This is a genomic window from Ruegeria sp. BG6 (assembly GCF_056538465.1).
Map to the genome: position 1 here is coordinate 98,812 of NZ_JBQFTB010000001.1, position 23,988 is coordinate 122,799.

The window sequence follows — 23,988 nt, forward strand, 5'->3', positions numbered from 1 at the left end:
TCGCCACTAAGAGGGCGCCATGACCCAGCCTGCTGAAACAGATCGCCCTTCCATCCGTCTGAAACCCAAAGCCAACGCGCGCGGTCTGCGCCATGGTTTTCCCTGGGTTTATGCCAACGACATCGTCACCGACCGCCGCACGCGCAAGATCGCAGCAGGCGCGCTTGCCGTTCTGGAAGACGACAAACGGGCGCCGATCGCACTAGTGGCGGTCAACCCGGATTCAAAAATCATGTGCCGCGTTCTCGATCGCGATCTGAACGCGCAGCTTGATGCAGCGTGGTTTGAAACCCGCCTGACACGGGCGCTGGAGATGCGCGAGCGTTTGTTCGACGCACCCTATTATCGCCTCGTGCATGCCGAGGCCGACGGATTCCCGGGCGTCATCATCGATCGTTTTGGTGACGCCTGCGTGATCCAGCCTAACGCAGCTTGGGCCGAAGCCCATCTGGACAGGCTGACGGATGCGCTGGTCAAGGTGACCGGGGTTTCCACGGTGCTCAAGAATGCCTCTGGTCGTATGCGCGGGCTGGAAGGGCTGGATGATGTGAACATGACCCTGCGCGGTACGGCCCCGGATGCTCCGTTGCACGTTCCGATGAATGGCGCGACCTACATGGCCGATCTGACGGGCGGCCAGAAAACCGGTCTGTTCTACGATCAACGCCCAAATCACGCCTTTGCCGCCAGACTGGTGCATCCCGGTGCTCAGGTACTGGACGTGTTCAGCCATGTGGGCGGCTTCGGTCTGGCGATGTTGGCGGGCGGCGCTGCTGGTGCGCTATCCGTGGATGGATCTGCAGCAGCGCTGGATCTGGCGACCAAGGGGGCCGCGGCCTCCGGCTTTTTGGACCGCTTCAGCACCCGGCAGGGTGATGCGTTCGATGTTTTGACCCAGTTGGGCGAAGAAGGGGCCCGCTTTGACGTCGTGGTCTGCGACCCCCCGGCATTTGCACCTTCGAAACAAGCGCTTGATGCCGGTTTGCGGGCTTATGAACGTATTGCGCGTCTGGCCGCCCCGCTGGTCAAACCTGGCGGGTATCTGGGCTTGTGCTCTTGTTCCCACGCGGCTGATCTGGGCCGCTTCAGGGACGCGTCGGCCCGCGGGATCGGGCGGGCCGGGCGGCAGGCGCAACTGATCCACACAGGTTTCGCCGGTTCGGACCACCCACAGCTGCCGCAACTGGCCGAAAGCGGCTACCTCAAAGCGGTCTTCTTCCGGTTGTGAAGGCGGTTCTGGACACCTGCGTCATCTACCCCACGGTGATGCGAGAGATGCTGCTGGGCGCGGCCCGTCTGGGCCATTTCACGCCTGTCTGGTCGGACCGTATCCTCGAGGAATGGGCCCGTGCCGCGCGCAAGCTGGGCCCTGACGGTGAAACGCAGGCCCGCGCCGAAATCGCTCTGACACAGACGCAATGGCCGGGCGCAGCAAAGTCAGCGGCTCCGGGTATCGAAAACCGACTGTGGCTGCCTGATGTTGCGGACATCCACGTGCTGGCAACAGCAATCGCCAGTTCCGCTGATGTTATTGTCACGGTAAACGCCAAGGATTTTCCCAGAAACCTTCTGGCCGAAGAGGGCCTTGAACGGATCGACCCCGATACCTTTTTGCATGGTTTCTGGACCGCTGACCCCGAAGGAATAACCCAAAGCGCCGCGCGCGTTCTGGCCGAGGCCAACCGTCTGTCCGGCGATCAATGGTCCATGCGCGCGCTCATGAAAAAAGCCCGCCTGCCGCGTCTGGGCAAAGCGCTGCATACGACTTCTGTTTGAAAGTCCCTCGGAGAGCGAAAGGGGCGCCGACCCCAAGTTCCGGCCCTAACCGTTTGATCCCCAACGCTGTTCAAGGACTTCCAGCGCCGCAATCCGCTCATCCGTCTTCGGATGGCTCATCAACCAGGCCGGAACAACACCGGCGCGCTGCTGGGTCAGGCCTTCCAGCTTGTGAAACAGTGATTTCTGCGGGCCAATTCCGATCCCTGCCTTGGTCAGAAGCGCAGCGGCATACTCATCCGCTTCATACTCATCGCCACGCGACAGTCGCGATGCCAGCAGATGCGTCAGTATATTGGCAATCCAGGCACCGATGAAGGGAATGAACCGGTTCAGCAGCATCATCAGCGCTGCGCGCAAAGCGTTCTGCCCGGAAAAGTCGATCATCCGCCGCCGTGCATGTCCAAGCGCAACATGGCCCAGCTCATGAGCGATGACACTGGCCATTTCTTCGGCGGAAACCTCTCCGTTTGCGAATTTCCGGTAAAAGCCGCGTGTGATGAAGATGCGGCCATCCGGCGAGGCCAGCCCGTTAACAGGATCAATCTCGTAAATATAGACCGGCACCCGATCCACATTCAATGCGGCGGCCAGCCGGTCGGTCATCCGCTTCAGTGCAGGGTCTGCCAGTTCGGTCGATTTGGCATCCAGATCCCGATGCGTGCGCCAGACCGAGATGCGATACATCACAACGGCATAGGCTATGGCCAGCAGGATCGGGGTCAGACGAAGCATAGTTCAGATATGGGCGTGCAGGCCGCTCAGGGCAACCTGAATTCTCGGATTGAACGCAGGTTGTGATCTGGGCGTTGGAATTCAGGATTCGACCAGATTGTAATGCTTTATCAATCTGCTTTCGACCAGTTCAGCCTCGGCGGGGTCGATATGCGGGCTGGCGTAATCTTCCCCGACAAAGGCTTTCAGGGCGTCCAAACTCTCCCAAACCATGACAAAACTGAATTCTCTGGGGGTCTCTTTCCGCGGCGCACCGGGAAGCACATTTACGATTCCCTTGGTGCTTTTCATAAGCGGAATTGCGGTTTCATGGAAAAACCTGCCAAACTCTTCCTCTTTGCCAGGGCGTGTTACAACCTGAAAGATGCGAATGATCATTTTCGTGTACCTCTCCGACATGGTGAGAATGGTACATCATAACATGGTGCGCCTTGTGCCCGGCTCCCCTGACGTTACCGCGTCAGTTCGCGCATCCCTTGCTCCAGTCCAGCCAGTGTCATCGGCACCATGCGATCCTCGAAAATCTCGCGGATCATTCCGATCGAGTGAGTGTATTCCCAGTATTTCTCGGGGACCGGATTGATCCACAGGTTCGATGTCCACTGCTCGCGCGCGCGTTGCAGCCAGACCTGACCAGCCTCTTTGTTCCAATGCTCGTTCGCGCCACCGGGATAGGCGATCTCGTAAGGGCTCATCGAAGCGTCGCCGACAAAGATACACTTGTAGTCCGGACCATAGGTGCGCAGCACTTCGTGGGTCGGTGTCTGTTGACCCCAACGGCGGCGATTGTCGCGCCAGACGCCTTCATAGAGGCAATTGTGGAAATAGTAGTATTCAAGATGCTTGAACTCGGTCCGGGCGGCCGAGAACAGCTCCTCGACCACCTTGATATGCGGGTCCATCGAACCGCCCACGTCCAGAAACAGCAGCACTTTTACGGCGTTGTGACGTTCAGGCCGGGTTTTGACATCCAGATAGCCGTGTTCGGCCGTGGCCCGGATTGTTCCGTCCATATCCAGTTCTTCGGCAGCCCCTTCACGGGCCCAGCGACGCAGGCGTTTCAGTGCCAATTTGATGTTGCGGGTGCCCAGTTCAACTGTGTCGTCTAAGTTCCTGAATTCACGCTTATCCCAGACCTTGACCGCGCGCTGATGGCGGCTTTCCTTTTGACCGATCCGTACGCCTTCGGGGTTGTAGCCATAGGCGCCGAACGGCGAGGTTCCGGCGGTGCCGATCCACTTGTTGCCGCCTTGGTGGCGGCCTTGCTGCTCTTTCAGACGCTCGCGCAGCGTCTCCATCAGCTTGTCAAATCCGCCCAGAGCCTCGATTTCGGCCTTTTCCTCGTCGCTAAGGTGCTTTTCAGCCATCCTGGCAAGCCAGTCGGCGGGGATATCGACCGCCTCCAGCACCTGATCGAAACTGATCTCGTTCAGTCCTTCGAAGCTGGCGGCAAAGGCCCGGTCGAATTTGTCGATGTTACGTTCGTCCTTCACCATCGACACACGGGCGAGGTAATAGAAGGCCTCAACATCATAGGTGGCCAGCCCTTTTTTCATCCCTTCCAGAAACGTCAGATACTCGCGCAGAGACACCGGAATGCCAGCTTTGCGAAGGTTTTCGAAGAAGGGCAGAAACATCGGATCAGGCTACCAGACGAACCAGGATCAGGGACATCACCAAACCTGCCAATGCGAACGCGATGCCGTATCCGGCGGCGTATTGTGCAATGTCCGCCCCGGACCCATTGCGTTTTCGCGCGGTCAGCGCCCCCAAAATTGCGCCCAGAACCGCCATGCCCAGAACCACTACCATTCGCCTGTCATCCGTTGTTTTCAGTGTTGGCGTTCGTCGCAGCGACTTCCTGAGTCACGGAACGCATTACCAGATCCGAGCCGAAGCCGTATCTTGCCCACCCAAGACTGTCCAGCCTGACGGCGCGTGCCTGTTCCGGGCGACCGGCCTGATTGAGAGCTTCGGATTTCAACAGCAGCAGCGTGGCCAGGATCGAGGCGTTTTCGGCTTTTGTCATGACATCAATCGCGTTGTCCAGTTGAGGCAGAACTTCCGGCCCTCTTCCTTGCGCCAGCGAATAGGCTGCGGTCTGTGTCGTGACATGCGCCCTATGAACTTCGGTGCCGGGGGTCTGCATCAGATATTGCATGGCAATGTCGTACTGACGTTTCGCTTCCAGCGGGTCATCGAACTGGGCCATGCGGCCCAACAGATAGTGTGGGTAAGCGCGGCGATGATCTGTCCAGCCGCGCGCTTTTCCGATCCGCGCTGCGTTCTCGGCTGCCCGGACCTGTCTGGACGAGCCCTGACCCGGCCCAAGCGCCTTCTGTATCGCAACAATCCACTCGCGCGGCGTTTCCGAAACGGGTTGCTTCGGCAATCTGTCACCGCGTGGGTTCAGGCGGCTCAGAACTCCGGGCAGGGCGGCCGCGACCTGTTCAGGGGTCATGCCGTTGCGCAGTTCGGGCGCGTAGGCGGTGCGCAGGATCAGCATGTCAAAGCCGGTCAGGACGGTGTGGATATTGTCGTCGTTGAAAACCGAATCCGGCAGGTGATACAGGTCATTCAGCGGCCCCAGCGCTTGCGCCAGTTCCTCGTGAAGGCAGTCGCGCATTTCCTGTGGGCTTACGTCGTATGGGATGAAAATCCCAAGACGTTCGCGCTTGCGCAATTCGGTCCAGTTGCTTTTGCGTTTACGCCGGTCGCGGCGGTATTCTTCAAAACTGGATGCGTTTGGCACCACAAAACAGGCGGCATTGGGCAGGATGCTGTGGATTTGTTTCTGACCGACCGCCTCGATGGTAATGTTGGCCTGACCGTCCCTGATCTGACGGATGTCGATCCCGGCTTCACGTTGCAGGCGGGTCAGCAACCTGGTCAGATCGCGTTGCATGCTGGCGGTCGGCGTGCCGGTCAACCGGACAGTGACCGGACCTTCAAAGCGCGTGAACACGGGCAGAACCGCGCCGGATTCCAGTGCGAAATGCAGCGACATAAAATCAGCAGCGATGTTTCCGTTCGAGCGCGCGGGCGGCATCGGATAAGATCTTGTGAACATCTTTGCCGGGGGCAGCACGGTTTCCACCGCTTGCACCCGGGTCGGGGGTTCCGTCGTTTTGACAGACGCACAGCCCACCAATGCCGCCGCCAGACAAAGAGCAACCCATCGCATCATGGGCGCTGATACCTGATAAACGGAGTCTGTTTTCCAATGCGGTCGTAGAGTTTTCGGGCAGTATGATTGAAATCCTGGGTCAACCAGTAGACAGACGGCGCACCGTGGCGATCCGCCTCGTCATAGACCGCCTGGATTAGTGCCCGCCCAACACCTGTGCCGCGGGCTTCGGGGCGTGTGAACAGATCCTGAAGATAGCAAACCTGTTCAACCTTCCAGGCGTGGCGGTGAAACAGGAAATGAGTCAGCCCGATCAGTTGCCCGTCCAGTTCGGCAACGAAACAGGAAAAATCACTTGGGTCATCTCCCAGAAGACGGGAAAAGGTCGTGTCATAGACGTCGTCCGGAACCGATGTTTCGTAGAACGCCAGGTAGTCGCGCCACATGTCGGACCACTGATCCCGGTCCTCGTTACGCAAGGGGCGAACTGTTGGGGCGTCGGGCATCTGTTGCAGATCCTGTCAATTCATGTCGGTCTCGGGGCGCGATGCGCCGGGGCTGGCCGGAGTTATGCTGACATCCGGTCGGACCCAAGGCAACCCGCGATCACCCGATGTTCAGCCAGATCGGCGGAATTACCGCTTGCTGCGCGCCATGAAAGCAAGGCGTTCGAACAAATGAACGTCCTGCTCGTTCTTAAGAAGTGCACCGTGCAGCTTGGGCAGAGCGTTGACTCCATCGCGCTTCAGGTCTTCGGCTGTCAGATCCTCGGCCAGAAGCAGCTTGAGCCAGTCCAGCACTTCCGAGGTCGAAGGTTTTTTCTTCAACCCCTGAGTTTCGCGGATTTCGTAGAACTGGGTCAGGGCCGTGGTCAGCAGCGCGTCCTTGATGCCTGGGTGGTGCACGTCCACGATCCGGCGCATCGTGGCCTCATCCGGGAAGCGGATGTAGTGGAAGAAGCAGCGGCGCAGGAACGCGTCGGGCAGTTCTTTTTCGTTGTTCGAGGTAATGATTACGATCGGCCGGTTTTTGGCGCGGATGGTCTCTCCGGTCTCGTAGACATGGAACTCCATCTTGTCGAGCTCCTGCAGCAGGTCGTTTGGAAACTCGATATCGGCCTTGTCGATCTCATCGATCAGCAGAACGACCTTTTCGTCCGTCTCGAATGCCTGCCACAGCTTGCCCTTGCGGATGTAGTTCGACACGTCGTGCACGCGCTCTTCGCCCAGCTGGCTGTCACGCAGGCGGCTGACAGCATCGTATTCATACAGACCCTGTTGCGCGCGCGTGGTCGACTTTATGTTCCATTCGATCATTCTCAGACCCAGCGCACCGGCCACCTGCTTGGCCAGTTCGGTCTTGCCAGTACCGGGTTCACCTTTGACCAGCAACGGGCGTTCAAGGGTCACAGCGGCATTGACGGCGATATTCAGGTCGTCTGTGGCAACATATTCGGCTGTACCTTGGAAACGTGTGGTCATTGGGCCCCCGTGTCGTGTCGTGCCCGTCATGGGCGGAATTTGCGCCCCTTGGGGTACAGAGGGCGGGCGGGTTTGACAACCCGCGCCGCTGCGTCCGTGCAGGCAAAATTGCAGCCCGGGAAAGCCTGGGAAATGATTCGCCCTCATCCTAAAGTTGCGCTGTTAACAAACTGCCCGGAAAAGGCCCGGAAAACTCCACAGAAAAACAAGGTTTTCCCTTGCAAAGTATCATTATTAGATACTGACATGATGACGGCGCAGCAGTCCGGGTTTTGTGTAGTGACATTCCCTGCGCCGTCGGATAAATGCTGCGCAGAGGGGGTGCCAAATGTCAGGTGAAACGACCGCGACCGACGTTTCTGGCCGTACCGAGGGAGCACAAATGAAACAGGAAGTTTTTCTGCCGGAAGATTATCGACCGGCCGAAGATGAACCGTTCATGAACGACCGCCAGCTTGAATATTTTCGACGCAAGCTGACCGATTGGAAGAATGAACTTTTAGCAGGCAGCCGCGATACCATCGAAGGGTTGCAGGGCAACACGCGTAACATCCCTGATGTCGCCGACCGCGCAAGCGAGGAAACCGACCGCGCGCTGGAACTGCGTACCCGCGATCGTCAGCGCAAGCTGGTGGCTAAGATCGAATCGGCGCTGCGCCGGATTGACGAAGGCGAGTACGGGTATTGCGAGATGACAGGCGATCCGATCTCGCTCAAGCGACTGGATGCGCGTCCGATTGCGACCATGACGCTTGAGGCGCAAGAGCGTCACGAGCGCCGTGAAAAAGTCCACCGCGACGATTAACCGCCGGAATATCGCAATTCAAAAACGCCGGGGCCATTGGCTCCGGCGTTTTTTGTGCGGTAAGTCTGATTCATGATTACTCAGGGTTTCAAATTCGCGGTTGTGGGTGCGGGAATCGGCGGCCTTGCCGCTGCCACCGCATTGCGTCAGGCCGGGGCTGATGTGGTGGTCCTTGAACAGGCCAGCGACATCAGCGAGGTCGGGGCCGGCTTGCAGATCAGTGCAAACGGCGTGGTGGTGCTGAAAGCACTGGGTGCGGTGAGTGACGCCATCGAAGCTGGCCAGCGGTCCTATGGAACGGTTTTGCGGGATTACAAAACCGGCCGCTTCATCAGCCGAATACGGGAACCTTCGGCAGGTCCCACTTATTACTATCACCGGGCGGACCTGATTGAATTGCTGCTGAACTCCGCGCAGGCGGCTGGCGTGGAAATCCGTTTGAACAGCCAAGTTCAGGACATCCGGGAAGACGACGACAATGTCGAGATCCGGATGGCAAACGGTGATCTGCTGACGGTCGATTGTCTGATCGCGGCAGATGGCGGCCGCAGCGCCATTCGTCCCTATCTGAACGGAGAAGAGATACCAGGTTTTTCCCATCAGGTTGCCTGGCGCGCGACAATCCCCTGGAGTGTCGAGCTGAGCGCACCCAAGGCGCATTTGACGATGGGGCCGGGGCAGCATGTCGTGACTTATCCCCTGCGGGATCAGAGCCTTATGAACATTGTCGCGATCGAGGAACGATCAGACTGGCAACAGGAAGACTGGCGCCTTGCGGGTGATCCGGAGGAATTGCGCCAACGGTTCTCGGATTTTGGCGGAAAAGTGCGTGAGATTCTGGGCGAAGTGCAAGAGACTTTTGTCTGGGCGCTTCACCTTCGGCCGGTTGCACGGAAATGGCAGAATGGACGCATTGCCTTGCTGGGGGATGCCGCCCATCCGACGCTTCCGTTCATGGCGCAGGGCGCCTGTCTCGCACTGGAAGATGCACTGATACTGGCGCGTTCGTTTCAGGCCGACAGTCTGGCGGATGCGCTTGGCAATTATGAAACCGCGCGCGCTGCGCGCGCCAGACAGGTAGTCGAAACGGCAACGGCCAATGCGCGCAACTTTCATCTGCGCGGGCCGATGCGCGTAGCAGCACAGATGGCACTGACCGCGATGGGGCCGCGACTGGGGCGGCGGTATGAGTGGATCTACAGCTACGACGCCACGGCGTGACGACTTACAGATCGAAATCGACCCAGACCGGAACGTGGTCGGATGGTTTTTCCTGTCCGCGAACCTCGGCATCGATCCGGCAATCCCGCATCAGGTCGGCCGCCTGAGGGGTCAGCAGAAAATGGTCAATGCGAATACCGTCATTCTTGTTCCAGGCCCCGGCCTGATAGTCCCAGAATGAATAGTGGCCCGGCCCCTGCGTGCGTGCCCGAAAGGCCTCGGTAAACCCAAGGTTCAGGATTTTGCGAAACGCCGCACGGCTGTCCGGGCGAAACAGGGCGTCGTCGCGCCAGGCGTCCGGACGTTTGGCATCTTCGGCCTGAGGGATGATGTTGTAGTCACCGGCCATCAAGGCGGGCTCTTCACTGGCCAGCAGATCTTTGGCCCGCTCATAAAGCCGGTCCATCCACGCCAGTTTGTAATCGTATTTCGGTCCCGGAGCGGGATTGCCGTTCGGCAGATACAAACCGCAAATGCGCAGGGCCTTTTTGCCGACGACGGTCGCCTCGATCCAGCGTGCCTGTTCATCCGCATCATCGCCCGGCAATCCGCGGGTCACGTCCTCGAGCGGCAACTTGGACAGGATGGCCACGCCGTTGAAACTTTTCTGGCCGTGGGTCTCGACGTTGTATCCCCGCTCTTCGAACATTTCCCGTGGGAAATTCTCATCAACCGATTTGATTTCCTGAAGAAGCACCACATCCGGTCGCGCATCGTCCAGCCAGCGGGGCAGCGCCTCGGCCCGCGCCTTGATGCCATTGATGTTGAATGTGGCGATTTTCATGCGCGGTCCTCCGTGGCGTTGGGCAACCTATCGCCCAGAAAAGGCCCTGCGGCAAGATCATGGGCGGATTTGCGAGGCTCGGCCTCGCCGTTCGAGGTTCTTAAGACAGAAGCAGAGCAGGGACCATGCTTCTTTTGTCTGTAAACGCCTTGGGGGAGTCGGGTCTTTCCCGGGGTGGGGTAGAGCCCCCATTTGAGTCGCTACATTGAGAAAGATGTGCCGCAGCCACAGGAGGACGTGGCATTGGGATTATCAATCACAAACCGCGCCCCGATCAGTTCCTGCGAGAAATCGATCACCGCATTTTCAAGAAACGGCAAAGAGACCGAGTCCACAATGACCTTCTGGCCTTTTCCTTCCAGAACAAGGTCATCCTCTTTCGGGATATCCAGCGCGATTTCGTATTGAAAACCGGAACATCCGCCGCCTTCCACTGCAACGCGCAGGGCCTGACCCTGATCTGCCGCGCCGATTTCAGCCAGTCGATCAAAAGCGCGTTCTGTAACTGTCGGAGGCAGATTCATGCCGGGCTCCAAAGGTTTATTTCCGCATTACCTTACAATATAGAAATTGCAAGGACAGGCGACAAGGACAAGACTATTGGAGCGAGCGTGTTTTGCCTCGAATCCCGGCCGCGCAAGGGGGCGGCTTGTTCCCGAGGAGGAAAGCAGTTTCCGGTCATGCTTTCAGCGCGACCGGGACAGGATCATTCATGCCAGCGCGTTTCGACGCCTCAAACACAAGACGCAGGTGTTTGTCGAGCATGAGGGTGACAGCTATCGCACGCGCTTGACCCATTCCATCGAAGTCGCTCAGGTCGCGCGCACGATTGCTGGCGCGTTGCGGCTGAACCCCGAACTGACCGAGGCCGTCGCGCTGGCTCATGATCTGGGGCATACACCTTTCGGGCACACCGGCGAGGACGCATTGCACGCTTTGATGAAACCCTATGGCGGCTTTGATCATAACGCCCAAGCCATTCGGATCGTCACGAGGCTGGAGCGCCATTATGCCGAGTTTGATGGTTGCAACCTGACCTGGGAATGTCTGGAAGGCATCGCAAAGCACAACGGCCCGGTTGTCGGTGACCTGCCGTGGGCACTGGCGGAATGCAATCAGGGTTTCGACCTTGAACTGCACACCCATGCAAGTGCCGAGGCTCAGGTGGCTGCGCTGTCGGATGACATTGCCTATAACAACCACGACCTGCTGGATGGCTTGCGCGCAGGTTTGTTTTCGGACGATGAGATCCTGCAACTTCCTATCGTCGGCGATTGCTACTCGGAAGTGGATCAAAAATACCCGGGTCTGGACCCGTACCGCCGTCGGCATGAAGCGCTTCGGCGGGTCTTTGGTGTTATGGTCGCTGATGTCATCGACACATCAACCAAACTGATTGCAGCTTCCGGCGCGCAATCGGTCGAGGATATTCGCAACCTTGGCTATCCGGTTGTGCGGTTCTCGGACGACTTGTGGGCGCGGCTCCGGGAAATTCGGGCCTTCTTGTTTTCGCGCATGTATCGCGCGCCCAGCGTCATGAAAGTGCGGGCCGAGGTCGGAAAAGTTGTTGAGGACCTTTTCCCCATCTACCTGAGCGACCCGAAACAGATGCCGGCGCGCTGGCACGAGGACATCGAAGCCGCCCAAGGTGAAACCGCGTTGGCGCGCATAGTCTCGGACTATATCGCCGGTATGACGGACCGGTTCGCCTTGCAGGATCACGCAAGGCTGACTGGTGTTTCAGCTACGAAGGACTGACTACTCAACCCCGATATAGGCCAGCGCCCAGACCTGTTGCCCGGATTGTGTCTGTGCCAGGTCGGCGTCATCGGTGGGCGGAAAAACGATCATGGTGGGGCCATATCCGCCGATCCCCATTGGTGCGCCATCTGCGTGGGTTGCAACAATGGGCTTGTGGGCGGCGATGCTGTCCCACGCAATTTCCGCTTGATAGCCGTCCATGGCCATGGGCCTTGCTGTTTTGCCTTCCGCACCCGCCATCTTCATCACGTCCGACAGAAGCGGCCCTGAAAAGGCAATCTCTCGCTTGTTTCCTTCGCGGCCATAGGTGATTGAAATCTCGGTCTGTTCCAGCGCATCCAGCATTGCGGCATCAAAGCCTGCGCCGCCATCGTGCTGGACCTCGAGGTATCCCAGCAATCCGCCGTCATTTTCGCTGCGCGCGGGCAGGTTTGTCTGGGATACCGCACCGCCCAGGGTCAGCAACACGTGGCCTTGGGGCGAAGGCATATCCGCCCAAACCGGCAGGGATGTTGTCAGCAGCAGGGCAAGGGGCAGGGCAAGACGCATAATTGGTACTCCTGTTGGTGGTTTTTGCCGACATTAGCCCGGTTCACGTCTAAACCAAGCCTAAACTGATCGCTTCCATTGACCTTGCCGCTTTGCGTGGTAAACCGCCGGGCAAGCAAAAGGACATCCGTAATGAACCTGTTTTCCGAGATCCGCGGCCTAGTATTGGACGCGCTGGCGCAGATGCAGTCCGAAGGCGCTTTGCCCGAAGGGCTGAGCTTTGACAACGTGGCCGTCGAGCCGCCGCGTGACGCCGCGCATGGCGACATGGCGACCAACGCGGCGATGGTGCTGGCGAATCCAGCAAAGATGAAGCCGCGCGACATTGCCGATGTTCTGGCCGGGAAACTGGCGGCGGATGACCGGATCACCAGTGCCGAGGTCGCCGGGCCGGGCTTTTTGAACCTGCGTCTGGCACCCGCTGTATGGCAGGGTGTTCTGGCTGCCGTGCTGGAAAAGGGCACAGACTATGGCCGTTCGACCATGGGTCACGGGCAGAAAGTGAACGTGGAATACGTGTCCGCAAACCCCACCGGTCCGCTGCACGTGGGCCATACGCGGGGGGCGGTATTCGGTGACGCTCTGGCAAGCCTGCTGGCCTACTCGGGCCACGATGTGACGCGTGAATATTACATCAACGACGGCGGCGCGCAGGTCGATGTGCTGGCGCGGTCTGCCTATGAACGCTATCGCGAAGCCAACGGACTGAGTCCCGAGATCGCCGAAGGGCTGTATCCCGGGGATTACCTGATCCCGATCGGTGAAGCGCTGAAAGAGAAATACGGCGACAGCCTGATCGACAAGCCGGAAAGCGAATGGCTGGAAGAGCTGCGCGACTTTGCCACCGATGCGATGATGGATCTGATCCGGGCCGATCTGAAGGCGCTGGGCGTCGAAATGGACGTGTTCTTCTCCGAAAAGTCGCTCTACGGCACGGGCCGGATCGAGGCGGCGCTGCAATCGCTGACCGACAAGGGCCTGATTTACGAAGGCGTACTTGAGCCGCCGAAGGGCAAAAAGCCCGAGGATTGGGAACCGCGCGAGCAGACCCTGTTCAAGTCGACCGAGCATGGCGACGATGTCGACCGTCCGGTCAAGAAGTCGGACGGCAGTTGGACTTATTTCGCCCCGGACATCGCCTATCACTATGACAAGGTTAGCCGCGGCTTTGACGCGCTGATCGATGTGTTCGGCGCGGACCACGGTGGCTATGTCAAACGGATGAAGGCGGCTGTATCGGCGCTGTCCGATGGCAAGGTGCCGCTGGATATCAAGCTGACCCAGTTGGTGAAACTGTGGAAGAATGGCGAGCCGTTCAAGATGTCAAAACGGGCAGGGAACTTTGTCACTCTGCGCGATGTGGTCGATCAGGTTGGGCCAGACGTGACCCGCTTTGTGATGCTGACGCGCAAGAACGACGCGCCGTTGGATTTCGATTTCGACAAGGTGCTGGAACAGAGCCGCGAGAACCCCGTGTTCTACGTGCAATACGCCCATGCCCGCGTCATGAGCGTGCTGCGCCGCGCAGCCGAGGCGGGGATTGCCACAGATGACGCGACCCTTGCCGGGGCGGATTTGGGCAAGAACGACCATGCCTCTGAACTGACGGTCGCCAAAAAACTGGCCGAATGGCCGCGTCTGGTGGAAATCGCCGCGCGTACCAACGAGCCGCACCGGGTTGCATTCTACCTGTACGAGCTTGCAGGCGACTTCCACGCGCTGTGGAACAAAGGCAATGACGAAACCCAACTGCGCTTTATCCAGGATGGCGATGTTGCCACAAGCCAGTCGAAAATCGCTTTGGCCCGGGCCGTTTCTGTTGTGATTTCAGCGGGCTTGGGTATTCTTGGCGTCACTCCGGCGCAGGAGATGCGGTAACCAACACCGCCCGAACCGCCGGATCGAGGCAGACAAGAAATGACCCGCGCGCCACGTATTAAGGCGCATTCGGGCGGTGAGGCGGAAATGACGAGTTACGATTACTCGGGGCAGTCAGGCCCCGGGCACATGCATTACACGAATCAGGCGCATCCCGAAGATGGCTATGATTTTTCCGACGACATGCAGGACTATGATGCCCCGCACAGTGCGGTTGGACTGGGCCGGATCGTCAATGTGCTTGGTGCGGTCGCCTCTCTGGCGCTGGTCGCCGGTGTCGCTGTCTGGGGTTACAAACTGATCATGCGCGATGTCAGCGGGGTCCCGGTGGTGCGCGCTGTCGAAGGACCGATGCGTATCCAGCCGGAAAACCCGGGTGGAACACCCGCCGATCACCAGGGGCTTGCCGTGAACGCAGTTGCCGCGCAAGGCTCGGCCGCCGCGCCGGCTGATCGCCTGATCCTTGCACCGCGTCCGGTTTCATTGGCGGACGAGGATGCTCCGATGGGTACCTTGAAGCCGACAAAGGCCGTACACCACATCGAAGAGCCGATCTCGGATCAGGAGGCCGCGCGGTTGCGGCAGGGCGCAGTTGACGCACTGGTTGCTGAGCTGGCCCAGGAAGCTGCCAAACCCGGTCAAGTGGAAGAGGAAGGCGTGCAATTGGCCTCGCTGTCCACGCTTGATGACGAGCCCGCCATTGATCCGGCCGATCTGGCTGCACAAATGCCGGATCCAGAACTGGCGGTCCTGCCCGGCGTTCGCAGATCTCTGCGTCCGGTGGTGAGACCTGCGCGCGCGGTGCATCGCGGTGTGCCTGCGGACAGCCAGACCGAGGCCGCAATCAACGCCGCCGTCAAAGCGGCGGTCGGGTTGGATGTTGATCCGAATGCGCTGCCGAAGGGTACCCGGATGGCCCAGCTGGGGGCCTACGAAAGCGTTGAAGTCGCGCAGGCAGAATGGAGCCGGATGAGCGGTCGCTTTGATGAGTATATGGATGGAAAGCAAAGGGTTATCCAGAAAACCTCAAGTGGTGGCCGGACATTCTATCGACTGCGCGTTCTGGGCTTCGATGATCTGAGCGACTCGCGTCAGTTCTGCGCGGCGCTCCAGGCACAGGGGGCTGACTGCATCCCGGTTGCAGTACGGTGACATTTGGTGCCGCGATCACCGACGCCGAAGGCCTGCGTCTGACACCTGATGAAAAGAGCCTGTTCCGTCAGATGAACCCGTTCGGGTTCATTCTGTTTGCCCGCAACATCGACACCGCAGATCAGATCCGCGCCCTGTGCGATGATTTCCGCGAGGCGGTGGGCCGCAACTGCCCCATCACCATCGATCAGGAAGGCGGGCGGGTTCAGCGCTTGCGCTCGCCTTTGGCAAGGGAATGGCTGTCCCCATTGGACCACGCCAATCGCGCTGGCGATCAGGCTGAACGCGCCATGTACCTGCGCTATCGTCTGATTGCGAATGAACTGTTCGAGTTTGGGATCGACAGCAATTGCGCCCCGATGGTTGACCTGGCCCGCAACGAAACGCACCCATTTCTGAAGAACCGCTGCTACGGCACTGATCCCGCATCGGTTTCCAAAATTGCTAAAGCCGTGGCGCAGGGGCATCTGGATGGTGGTGTCCTGCCGGTTATCAAGCATATGCCGGGGCATGGTCTGTCGACATTGGACAGCCACCATGACCTGCCGCATGTGGATCTGGCTCAAGACGAGTTGGCACAGGCCGACTTTGCACCGTTTCGCGCCCTTAATGACCTGCCAATGGGGATGACCGCGCATCTGGTCTACGACCGGATCGATCCACAACCGGCAACGATTTCACCGACGATGATCCGGTTGATCCGCGACAAGATCGGTTTTGATGGCCTGATCATGACCGACGATATCTCGATGAAGGCGCTCAGCGGCGCGCCCGAAGACATTGCCGGTCAGGCACTGGCCGCAGGGTGCGATGTGGTTCTGCACTGCAACGGGTGCTTCGAAGCGCGGGCCAGAGTACTTGAAGCTGCCGGAGAGATGACCGGGCAGGCGCAAACCCGCGCTGAACGGGCGCTGGCGATGCGCAAAGCCCCTCGGGAACTTGACATCCCCGCGGCCGAGGCGGAACTATCTGCCCTAATGGGCGGGCAGGTGTATGAACGATAACCTTTTCAGCGAAGACCCGGTTTCGGTCGCGGACCGGCTGGCAGCCGAGGCGCTGATCGTTGACGTCGACGGGTTCGAAGGCCCGTTGGATGTGCTGCTGACCCTGTCACGGACGCAAAAGGTCGATCTGCGGAAAATCTCGGTTCTGGCGCTGGCGCAGCAATATCTGGCCTTTGTCGAAAAAGCCCGTGCGCTGCGGATCGAGCTGGCCGCCGATTATCTGGTCATGGCCGCCTGGCTCGCGTTTTTGAAATCCCGACTGTTGTTGCCCCCTGACCCGGATGATGAAGGCCCCTCGGGCGAGGAACTGGCCGCCCATCTGGCGTTCCAGCTGGAGCGTCTGCAGGCCATGCGCGACGCGGCCGCGCGCCTTATGGCGCGCGACCAGCTTGGGCGCGACTTTTTCAAACGTGGGCAGGGCGAGGATGTCACCCGCATCCGCACCGTGACGTACTCAGCGACGCTGCTGGACCTGATGCAGGGCTATGCGCGTATCCGGACGCGCGACGAGTTCCGCCCGTTTGTGATGGACCGCGACGCCGTGTTCACCATGGAGCAAGCGCTTGAACGGATGCGTCCCCTGATCGGGTTCGCTGGCACCTGGACAGATATGGAGACCTATCTGCCCGAGGGCTGGAATGCCGACCCGATGCGGCGGCGCTCGGCCACGGCGGCAACGTTCGCAGCCTCGCTGGAACTGGTGAAAGAAGGACATATGGAGATCAAGCAGAGCGAAACATTTGCTCCGATCCATCTGCGCAAGAGGACTGACACTCGTGACTGACGCCCCCGAAGACGAAGGCACCGGCACCCTGTTCGAAGCGCCGCCCTTGGCGGAACAGGAACGTATGGTCGAAGCCGTGCTTTTCGCCAGCGCCGAACCGGTGACCATCGCCGATCTTGAGGCGCGCATGCCTCATGGCAGCAACGCCGCGCAAGCTGTTGAATTTTTGCAGAAACGTTATGAGGGGCGGGGCGTGCGCGTGGTCCGGGTGGGCGAAGCCTGGGCGATCCGTACCGCCCCCGATCTGGGTTTTCTGATGCAGAAGGAAACGGTCGAGACCCGCAAACTCAGCCGTGCCGCGATTGAGACGCTGGCCATTGTGGCTTATCACCAACCCTGTACCCGTGCCGAGATCGAGGAAATTCGCGGCGTTTCGGTATCACGCGGAACCATCGACCAGTTGCTGGAAATGGAATGGATCAGGTTGGGCCGTCGCCGCATGACACCGGGTCGACCGGTGACTTTTGTGGTGACACCGGAGTTTCTGGATCATTTCGGGCTTGAGAATGCCCGCGATCTGCCGGGCCTCAAGGAATTGCGCGCCGCCGGTCTGCTCGAGAACAGGCCCCCTCCGGGCACGATCCCGCTGGGTGAAGGGCGCGAAGAAGAGGCGGACGACGAGCAGACCGAGCTGTTCGAGGGCGAGTAGGCAGGACGCCCATTTGTTGCCGCATGGATCGACTAGGTTAAGGGCAGAAAACGGAGTTGAGCAATGAATGCAAATCGGATCATCGACATGATCGTGCGTCAGGTCATGCGCCGGCTTGTCACGCGGGGCGTGGACATGAGCTTTGACATGGCCGACCGGATGGCCCGCAAGCCCGGGCAGACAAATGATGCGCCCCGCGACCCGGAGGCCGAGCGTCACATGCAGGAAAGCGCCAATCGGCAGGCGCAGGGCATGAAACAGGCTCAGCGCATGACCCGGCAGATGCGCCGGTTTATGAAGTTCTGACCGTTAGCCGACTGCTTTGAAATGCTTGGACAGTTTCAACCCCTGTCCCTGATAATTCGAGGCGATCCCGGCACCGTATAGCTGCGTTGGCATCTCGGACATCTTTTCGTACACCAAACGCCCGACGACCTGTCCATGTTCCAGAACAAAGGGCGCTTCGTGGCAGCGCACTTCAAGAACGCCGCGCGATCCTTCGCCGCCGGCGGCAGCGTGGCCGAAACCCGGGTCGAAGAAGCCGGCATAGTGCACGCGAAACTCTCCGACCATGGCCAGGTATGGGGCCATTTCAGCGGCGTACATAGGTGGGATATGAACCGCCTCGCGACTGACGAGGATGTAGAATGCGCCCGGATCCAGGATGATGCAGCTATTCCGGGTCCGCACTTCTTCCCAGTAATCCTGCGGGTCATATTCACCGATGCGATCCAGATCAATCACGCCCGTATGGGGCTTGGCGCGATACCCAACCAGATCAGTGTCCGGCAATTGCAGATCGACCGAAAAACCCAGCCCGTCCTGAATCACCGCAGGGCCATCGACCAGCGGCGATTCAGCGTGCAGCGCAGTCAATTCCGCGTCGCTCAGCACGGCCTGACCCTGACGGAAGCGGATCTGGTTCAGGCGCATCCCCGGACGAACGAGAACCGAGAACGAGCGGGGGCAAATCTCCGCATAAAGCGGGCCGGAATACCCCTTCGGAACCCGGTCGAATTCCGTGCCTTCGTCGGTGATGGTTCGGGTCAGCAGGTCCAGCCGCCCGGTCGAGCTTTTGGCGTTGGCCACGGCGCTGGTGTCGGCAGGCAGGGCCAGCGACTCCATCAGTGGCACCAGATAGACGCATCCCTTTTCCAGAACGGCACCGTCGGTAATGTCGATCCGATGCATCTCGAACTCGGCCAGACGATCCGCGACTGTGCGTCCTTCACCCGCGAGGAACGAAGCGCGCACCCGGTAAGCCATTGTTCCAAGACGCAAATCCAGGCTGGCAGGTTGGATTTGCGCCGGCAGGAAATCGGGGTTGGCGGTAATCTCACCGCGCGCAATCATCGCCTCGATCTGCTGGTTCGGGCATACGCCTGTCATTCCGATCCCCCCTGATGCCAGAGCGGGATCTGGCCTGTCTGCCATAAACGTCGGTGTGATTTGGTCGGGCTAGCAGGACTCGAACCTGCGACCTTCCGTCCCCCAGACGGACGCGCTACCAGGCTGCGCCATAGCCCGACGTTGAGGTGTTCATAAAGACTTTCCCGGCAGGGGCAAGAGGAAATCATCGCCTTTTTTCTTATCCTGCCGATCGGTTTTCTATTCTGTTCAACAGTGCGCGCAGTTCATTTGCGACGGGGGCGATTTGCTTCAGCAGGTCCTCGTCAAACTCGGTCCTGTTCCAGGCTTGCGATGCGATACCGCCCAGCAAAGGTGCCTCATCCAGATATTCTGGTTCGGCCTGCCTAGCGGCTTCCGAGCCGTTTGTTGCCGGGGCTTCCGCTGCTTCGGGCCGGGCCGAAACTTCCGGGGTAACGGAATCGCTGTCGCCCAGATCAAGATCAATCTGACCGGATGGCGGGACAGGGGGAGCGGTGAACGGAACGACGGTGTCGTCCTGAGTGATCACATCCGCCTCGGCCGCATCCTCGAGCGGCTGAGACAGCGAGGCCACATGCGCGACACCCTGTTCGCGCAGGATACGCTGAACACCTTTGATGGTGGTCCCATCTTCGTGCAAAAGCTTCTTGATGCCACCCAGCAGCCGCATGTCATTGGGGCGGTAATACCGGCGGCCACCAGCACGTTTGACAGGTTTGACCTGCGTGAAGCGGCTTTCCCAGAACCGCAAAACATGAGCCTGAACGCCCAACCAGTCCGCAACTTCACTGATGGTGCGAAACGCGTCGGGGGACTTGCTCATAATCGTGGCGCCCTGAACTTACTTGCGATTCCCTGCGGCGACGCGATCTTTCATCAGATGCGACGGACGGAAAGTCAGCACGCGGCGCGGCTGAATGGGAACCTCTTCACCGGTTTTGGGGTTGCGGCCGATACGGGCGGTTTTGTCGCGAACACTGAATGTACCGAAAGATGAAATCTTCACCTGTTCGCCACGTACCAGTGCGTCGGACATGTGGTTCAGCACGCTTTCGACCAGCTGCGCGCTTTCATTGCGTGAAAGGCCAACTTCACGAAAGACGGCCTCGCTCAGATCCATTCGGGTCAGTGTTTTGTCGCCCATGCCATTTCCCCTGTTGATAACAAAGCATAGGGGTAGAGCAAATTCGCTGTCAATATCAATGAATTGCAAGCGGACATGTAAGCCGAATTGCGCCTGTTACCAGCGCAGGACTACAGCACCCCAGGCGAGACCGCCGCCAATTGCTTCGGTAACGATCAGGTCGCCGGGTTTGATTTGGCCACGCTTCTTGCCGACCGACAGGGCCAGGGGAATCGAGGCTGCAGATGTGTTTCCATGATCCTGAACTGTGACAACGACATTTTCCATGGGCAATCCCATCTTCTTGGCCGTGCCCTGAATGATGCGGATATTGGCCTGATGCGGGACGATCCAGTCCACGTCCGCACTGCCAAGGCCGACTCGTTCAAGCGCGGTGTTCGCTGTTCCGGCCAGCTTTTCGACGGCATGGCGGAACACCTGATTGCCTTGCATCCGCAAATGGCCGGTCGATTGGGTGGATACACCACCATCGACATAGAGCAGATCCTTGTAGCGCCCGTCCGAGTTCAGGTCGGTCGCCAGAATTCCACGGTCCTGCGCCGTGCCTTCACCTTCCTGTGCCTCAAGTATCAGCGCACCGGCGCCATCTCCGAACAGCACACAGGTCGACCGGTCGGTCCAGTCCATGATTCGCGAAAACGTCTCGGCGCCGATCACCATAACCCGCTTTGCCTGACCGGCCAGGATCAACGCGTTCGCATTGCCGAGCGCAAAAACAAACCCGGCGCAAACAGCCTGCACATCGAAAGCAAAACCACGGGTCATGCCCAGTCCGGCCTGCACCATTGTAGCAGCGGACGGGAAGGTCAGATCGGCGGTCGAGGTCGCCAGAACAATGGCATCGATATCATCGGCGGTCAGACCGGCATCATCCAGCGCAGCAGTTGCTGCCTTGATGGCCAGATCGGATGTCGTCTCATCATCGGCGGCAAAGTGACGGCGTTCGATTCCGGAACGGGTTCGAATCCACTCATCCGTTGTATCCAGCGTTTTTTCGAATTCAGAGTTCGGGACCACGCGTTCCGGCAAATAATGCCCGATACCAACTACAACTGAACGGCCTGCCATTTTGTAGGTACTGCCTTTTTTGTTATTCTTCCGCCTGGGGCGGAGTATGCGCGGCATCTTGTGCAAGCTCGGCTGTGGATGCAACCCGTGCCGCCAATTTTTCAGCGAAACCCGACTCGGCCAGGGTAAACGCCAGTTTGACGGCCGCCGAGACACCCGTGGCATCCGCCCCGCCATGCGATTTCACGACCGTCCCGTTCAGGCCCAGAAACACGCCGCCATTCACGCGACGGGGATCAATGCGTTTCTTCAGGCGTTGCAACGAGGTGATCGCAAGAACCGAGGCCAGCCGGGACAGGGGCGAATACTTGAACGCCTCGCGCAGCAGGTCGCCTATCAGGCTGGCTGTGCCTTCTCCGGTCTTGATGGCGACATTGCCGGTAAAGCCATCGGTTACAATGACATCCGCCTTGTCACCGGGGATATCACTGCCTTCGACGAAACCCACAAATTCGAAATTCGCCTGCTCTGCGAATTCCGTGATCATGGTGTGGGCTTCTTTCAGTTCGGCGCGGCCTTTATGTTCTTCGGTCCCCACGTTCAGCAGGCCGATGCGGGGGCGGCCAAGCGCCATGCCATTGCGCGCGTAGGATGCGCCCATCAGTGCATATTGCAGCAGATCCTTTGCGTCGGCGCGGACATCCGCCCCGACATCCAGCATCACGTTGAAACCCTGCGGGTTGCGCGAAGGCCACAGAATGGCGATGGCCGGACGGTTCACGCCGGGCAATTTGCGCAGGCGCATCATCGACAACGCCATCAGCGCGCCGGTATTGCCGCAGGACACCGCGCCATGGGCATCGCCCTCGCGGACCGCTTCCAGCGTCGACCACATCGAGGTCTGCTTGCCGTTGCGCACCACCTGGCTGGGCTTGTCCTCCATCGTGACCACGTCCGGGCAATCACGAAAAACGACGCGCCCTTCAAGGACACGCCGTTTGGCAACCAGTCTACGCAGCTCTTCTTCCGGCCCGTGCAGGATAAATCCGATGTCCGGGTTCTTACTTGCCGATTTGGCAATACCCGCGACAACGGCAGCGGGCCCTGCATCACCACCCATAGCATCAACCGAGATGATGATCCGGTCGTTTTGCGTGGGCTGATCCGTCATGCCTGGGCCTGCGTCCTGTCAGGCTTAGGCTGCGTCTTCGTCCAGATCGATTTCGTCGGCTTGTGCGACGACTTCGCGATCATCATAGTGGCCGCAGGATGCACAAACGTGGTGCGGGCGCTTCAGCTCACCGCAGTTCGGGCATTCGTTCGGGTTTGCAGCAACCAGAGCGTCGTGTGCGCGACGGTTGTTGCGACGCGACTTGGAAACTTTGTTCTGTTGGACGGCCATGGTCTCAACCTTTGTCTACTAAGGGCCGACAGATTCGCTGTGGCCGGGGTTTCATTCTTCGTTTTCTCGTGGTTTGACGCGCGTTTAGGGGACGAGCCCCGCAATGTCCAACCCAAATTCCGATGAGCGCGCGAAAATACTGCGATTCTCGTCATGTTCAAGCGATTTTTCTGAGCGCCTGCTATGACAGGAAATCGCCCTAGTGTCACTCGTCTTTTTTCATCGCATCGCGCAAACCAGCCAGTCCGGCGAACGGCTTGACGTCCTCATCCGTCATCGCCTGTTTGCCCGGCTCGGTATAGTCAGCTTGCCCCAGTTCCGCGCCGTCCTTGCGCGGGTATTGGGGCAAGGCCAGCGACAGCGCCTCGATCATGATCGCTTGCGGATCGATTTCGGCGCCCAGCGGTTCGGTTTCGTCCCCTTCGGGAATTTCGAACTCTTCTTCGTCCGGGTCACTCCAGTCGGCCAGAAATACTCGTGTGACCGGGAGATCGATCCGGGTTGTCACTGGATCCAGCGAGACGACACAGGGCTGAACGACCGTCGCGCCGAGCTTGCCTCTGACCACCCAGTCTCGCTTTCCCTGTGCGCGTACGTCTCCCTTGAAGCTGAGTTTGCGCAGCCCCAGCAGCCCAAGTTCGTCCTTGATCGCCGCCAAAGATTGGGTCCCGGGGCGCAAATCAAACGGCGTCGGCGTGTTTTGCGGCAGGTCGGCCACCCGCAGAGATGTATGGTTGCTCACTTCATGGCCCTTTCCTGTGTTGAACCGAGGCACCGGTTTCTGTAATCGGATAGAAGCCGCAAGAGGCCAAGGCAAGAGGGTGCAGATGTTGAAGATCGTGAACAGGTTCAATCCGGCGTCGAAGATGCTTGTCTTTGCTGCGTGCCTGGCAACCCTAGGTGCCTGTACGGCGACCTACAAAAACCACGGCTATATTCCACCGGCCGAAGAGCTGGCAGAAATCAAAGTTGGCGTAGACACCCGCGACAGCGTGGCCGAAGCGGTCGGCGCGCCCACCTCGACCGGTGTAGTTCGGGATTCGGGGTACTACTATGTGGCGTCGCGTGTCCGGTTTTACGGCCCCAAGAAGCCCGAAGTGGTATCGCGAGAGTTGCTGGCCATCAGTTTCGACCAGCGGGGTGTTGTGCGAAACATTGAACGTTTTGGCCTGGAGGATGGAATCGTAGTGCCGCTGGAGCGCCGCGTTACCGAATCCAACATCGAGGACCAAGGGCTTATTCGCCAGCTGATCGGTAACATTGGCAACTTCAACCCGGCCAACATCCCGGGGGCAACAAACTAAAGTTCCGCCAAACTTGCGATGGTCACACGACAGTC

General features: G+C 59.4%; 29 protein-coding genes and 1 tRNA gene. 12 read left to right on the forward strand and 18 right to left on the reverse strand.

Going from position 1 to position 23,988, the window contains the following annotated elements; genetic code table 11:
- Positions 1-19 precede the first annotated feature (19 nt).
- Complete coding sequence (locus tag ACR0JW_RS00495) at positions 20-1,228, forward strand: RSP_2647 family RNA methyltransferase (RefSeq protein WP_170677519.1); 1,209 nt, start codon at positions 20-22, stop codon at positions 1,226-1,228.
- Positions 1,225-1,776 carry an RSP_2648 family PIN domain-containing protein gene (locus tag ACR0JW_RS00500; protein WP_170677517.1) on the forward strand — a complete coding sequence of 184 codons (552 nt, stop codon included), beginning with the start codon at positions 1,225-1,227 and terminating at the stop codon, positions 1,774-1,776. The genes ACR0JW_RS00495 and ACR0JW_RS00500 overlap by 4 nt, the downstream gene beginning before the upstream one ends.
- Before the next feature lie 45 nt (positions 1,777-1,821).
- Here ACR0JW_RS00500 and ACR0JW_RS00505 read toward each other — a convergent pair whose 3' ends face one another.
- The 7 genes from ACR0JW_RS00505 to ACR0JW_RS00535 form a co-directional block, all read right to left on the reverse strand.
- Entirely contained in the window at positions 1,822-2,511 is a 690-nt protein-coding gene (locus ACR0JW_RS00505) for a M48 family metallopeptidase (protein WP_170677515.1), read from the reverse strand.
- A gap of 81 nt (positions 2,512-2,592) precedes the next feature.
- Positions 2,593-2,889, reverse strand: coding sequence for an antibiotic biosynthesis monooxygenase (locus tag ACR0JW_RS00510; protein WP_170677513.1), 297 nt, complete (start codon positions 2,887-2,889; stop codon positions 2,593-2,595).
- 74 nt (positions 2,890-2,963) lie between these two features.
- Positions 2,964-4,148, reverse strand: a complete 1,185-nt coding sequence (locus ACR0JW_RS00515) for a vWA domain-containing protein (protein ID WP_170677511.1) — start codon at positions 4,146-4,148, stop codon at positions 2,964-2,966.
- A gap of 4 nt (positions 4,149-4,152) precedes the next feature.
- Positions 4,153-4,323, reverse strand: a complete 171-nt coding sequence (locus ACR0JW_RS00520; protein ID WP_170610462.1) for a hypothetical protein — start codon at positions 4,321-4,323, stop codon at positions 4,153-4,155.
- A 7-nt stretch (positions 4,324-4,330) separates the two neighbouring features.
- Positions 4,331-5,698, reverse strand: coding sequence for a DUF2927 domain-containing protein (locus ACR0JW_RS00525; RefSeq protein WP_480713479.1), 1,368 nt, complete (start codon positions 5,696-5,698; stop codon positions 4,331-4,333).
- The gene (locus ACR0JW_RS00530; protein WP_170677509.1) at positions 5,695-6,144 is read right to left on the reverse strand and encodes a GNAT family N-acetyltransferase; all 450 of its coding nucleotides are present in this window, start codon (positions 6,142-6,144) and stop codon (positions 5,695-5,697) included. Before ACR0JW_RS00530 ends, ACR0JW_RS00525 begins: the two co-directional genes overlap by 4 nt.
- A gap of 129 nt (positions 6,145-6,273) precedes the next feature.
- Positions 6,274-7,119 carry an AAA family ATPase gene (locus ACR0JW_RS00535; RefSeq protein ID WP_170610468.1) on the reverse strand — a complete coding sequence of 282 codons (846 nt, stop codon included), beginning with the start codon at positions 7,117-7,119 and terminating at the stop codon, positions 6,274-6,276.
- Between the two features lie 382 nt (positions 7,120-7,501).
- Here ACR0JW_RS00535 and dksA point away from each other — a divergent pair, with 382 nt between their 5' ends.
- Positions 7,502-7,924, forward strand: coding sequence for an RNA polymerase-binding protein DksA (gene dksA / locus ACR0JW_RS00540; RefSeq protein WP_480713480.1), 423 nt, complete (start codon positions 7,502-7,504; stop codon positions 7,922-7,924).
- Positions 7,925-7,996: 72 nt separating this feature from the next.
- Positions 7,997-9,145 (forward strand): FAD-dependent monooxygenase, encoded by a 1,149-nt coding sequence (locus ACR0JW_RS00545; protein WP_170677507.1) that lies wholly within the window; start codon positions 7,997-7,999, stop codon positions 9,143-9,145.
- 4 nt (positions 9,146-9,149) lie between these two features.
- Here the strand turns inward: ACR0JW_RS00545 and xth are convergent, their stop codons facing one another.
- Both xth and ACR0JW_RS00555 read right to left on the reverse strand, forming a co-directional pair.
- The gene (xth, locus tag ACR0JW_RS00550; RefSeq protein WP_170677505.1) at positions 9,150-9,929 is read right to left on the reverse strand and encodes an exodeoxyribonuclease III; all 780 of its coding nucleotides are present in this window, start codon (positions 9,927-9,929) and stop codon (positions 9,150-9,152) included.
- Positions 9,930-10,129: 200 nt separating this feature from the next.
- Complete coding sequence (locus ACR0JW_RS00555) at positions 10,130-10,453, reverse strand: HesB/IscA family protein (RefSeq protein ID WP_170677503.1); 324 nt, start codon at positions 10,451-10,453, stop codon at positions 10,130-10,132.
- 76 nt (positions 10,454-10,529) lie between these two features.
- On the opposite strand from ACR0JW_RS00555, the gene ACR0JW_RS00560 reads away from it, so the two are divergent.
- On the forward strand, positions 10,530-11,687 hold the full coding sequence (locus tag ACR0JW_RS00560) for a deoxyguanosinetriphosphate triphosphohydrolase (protein ID WP_170677501.1): 1,158 nt from the start codon (positions 10,530-10,532) through the stop codon (positions 11,685-11,687).
- Here the strand turns inward: ACR0JW_RS00560 and ACR0JW_RS00565 are convergent, their stop codons facing one another.
- A complete protein-coding gene (locus ACR0JW_RS00565) occupies positions 11,688-12,239 on the reverse strand; it encodes a putative pterin-binding protein (protein WP_480713481.1) in 552 nt (183 codons plus the stop codon).
- A gap of 132 nt (positions 12,240-12,371) precedes the next feature.
- On the opposite strand from ACR0JW_RS00565, the gene argS reads away from it, so the two are divergent.
- The 6 genes from argS (at position 12,372) to ACR0JW_RS00595 (ending at position 18,012) form a co-directional block, all read left to right on the forward strand.
- A complete protein-coding gene (gene argS / locus ACR0JW_RS00570; protein WP_170677497.1) occupies positions 12,372-14,117 on the forward strand; it encodes an arginine--tRNA ligase in 1,746 nt (581 codons plus the stop codon).
- Between the two features lie 39 nt (positions 14,118-14,156).
- Positions 14,157-15,269, forward strand: a complete 1,113-nt coding sequence (locus tag ACR0JW_RS00575) for an SPOR domain-containing protein (RefSeq protein ID WP_480713482.1) — start codon at positions 14,157-14,159, stop codon at positions 15,267-15,269.
- On the forward strand, positions 15,266-16,273 hold the full coding sequence (gene nagZ / locus ACR0JW_RS00580) for a beta-N-acetylhexosaminidase (RefSeq protein ID WP_170677495.1): 1,008 nt from the start codon (positions 15,266-15,268) through the stop codon (positions 16,271-16,273). Before ACR0JW_RS00575 ends, nagZ begins: the two co-directional genes overlap by 4 nt.
- Complete coding sequence (locus ACR0JW_RS00585) at positions 16,263-17,057, forward strand: segregation and condensation protein A (protein WP_170677493.1); 795 nt, start codon at positions 16,263-16,265, stop codon at positions 17,055-17,057. Before nagZ ends, ACR0JW_RS00585 begins: the two co-directional genes overlap by 11 nt.
- Positions 17,050-17,706 carry an SMC-Scp complex subunit ScpB gene (gene scpB / locus ACR0JW_RS00590; protein WP_170677491.1) on the forward strand — a complete coding sequence of 219 codons (657 nt, stop codon included), beginning with the start codon at positions 17,050-17,052 and terminating at the stop codon, positions 17,704-17,706. The genes ACR0JW_RS00585 and scpB overlap by 8 nt, the downstream gene beginning before the upstream one ends.
- A 63-nt stretch (positions 17,707-17,769) precedes the next feature.
- A complete protein-coding gene (locus tag ACR0JW_RS00595) occupies positions 17,770-18,012 on the forward strand; it encodes a hypothetical protein (protein WP_170677489.1) in 243 nt (80 codons plus the stop codon).
- Positions 18,013-18,015: 3 nt separating this feature from the next.
- On the opposite strand, the gene ACR0JW_RS00600 is transcribed toward ACR0JW_RS00595, so the two are convergent.
- The 8 genes from ACR0JW_RS00600 to ACR0JW_RS00635 all read right to left on the reverse strand — a co-directional run bounded on the left by ACR0JW_RS00600 (position 18,016) and on the right by ACR0JW_RS00635 (position 23,391).
- Positions 18,016-19,095: a 2'-deoxycytidine 5'-triphosphate deaminase gene (locus ACR0JW_RS00600; RefSeq protein WP_480713483.1), complete on the reverse strand. Its 1,080-nt coding sequence runs from the start codon at positions 19,093-19,095 to the stop codon at positions 18,016-18,018.
- 61 nt (positions 19,096-19,156) lie between these two features.
- A tRNA-Pro gene (locus ACR0JW_RS00605) sits at positions 19,157-19,233 on the reverse strand.
- A 61-nt stretch (positions 19,234-19,294) separates the two neighbouring features.
- The gene (locus ACR0JW_RS00610) at positions 19,295-19,918 is read right to left on the reverse strand and encodes a MerR family transcriptional regulator (RefSeq protein ID WP_480713484.1); all 624 of its coding nucleotides are present in this window, start codon (positions 19,916-19,918) and stop codon (positions 19,295-19,297) included.
- An 18-nt stretch (positions 19,919-19,936) separates the two neighbouring features.
- Positions 19,937-20,239 (reverse strand): integration host factor subunit alpha, encoded by a 303-nt coding sequence (gene ihfA / locus ACR0JW_RS00615; protein WP_008755922.1) that lies wholly within the window; start codon positions 20,237-20,239, stop codon positions 19,937-19,939.
- 96 nt (positions 20,240-20,335) lie between these two features.
- The gene (locus tag ACR0JW_RS00620) at positions 20,336-21,307 is read right to left on the reverse strand and encodes a beta-ketoacyl-ACP synthase III (RefSeq protein ID WP_480713485.1); all 972 of its coding nucleotides are present in this window, start codon (positions 21,305-21,307) and stop codon (positions 20,336-20,338) included.
- 22 nt (positions 21,308-21,329) lie between these two features.
- A complete protein-coding gene (plsX, locus tag ACR0JW_RS00625) occupies positions 21,330-22,418 on the reverse strand; it encodes a phosphate acyltransferase PlsX (RefSeq protein ID WP_170610513.1) in 1,089 nt (362 codons plus the stop codon).
- A gap of 24 nt (positions 22,419-22,442) precedes the next feature.
- Entirely contained in the window at positions 22,443-22,649 is a 207-nt protein-coding gene (gene rpmF / locus ACR0JW_RS00630; RefSeq protein ID WP_008756996.1) for a 50S ribosomal protein L32, read from the reverse strand.
- Positions 22,650-22,854: 205 nt separating this feature from the next.
- Positions 22,855-23,391: a DUF177 domain-containing protein gene (locus ACR0JW_RS00635; protein ID WP_170610515.1), complete on the reverse strand. Its 537-nt coding sequence runs from the start codon at positions 23,389-23,391 to the stop codon at positions 22,855-22,857.
- Positions 23,392-23,476: 85 nt separating this feature from the next.
- Between ACR0JW_RS00635 and ACR0JW_RS00640 the strand changes: the two genes are divergently transcribed.
- Complete coding sequence (locus ACR0JW_RS00640; RefSeq protein WP_170677479.1) at positions 23,477-23,953, forward strand: outer membrane protein assembly factor BamE domain-containing protein; 477 nt, start codon at positions 23,477-23,479, stop codon at positions 23,951-23,953.
- Positions 23,954-23,988 lie beyond the last annotated feature (35 nt).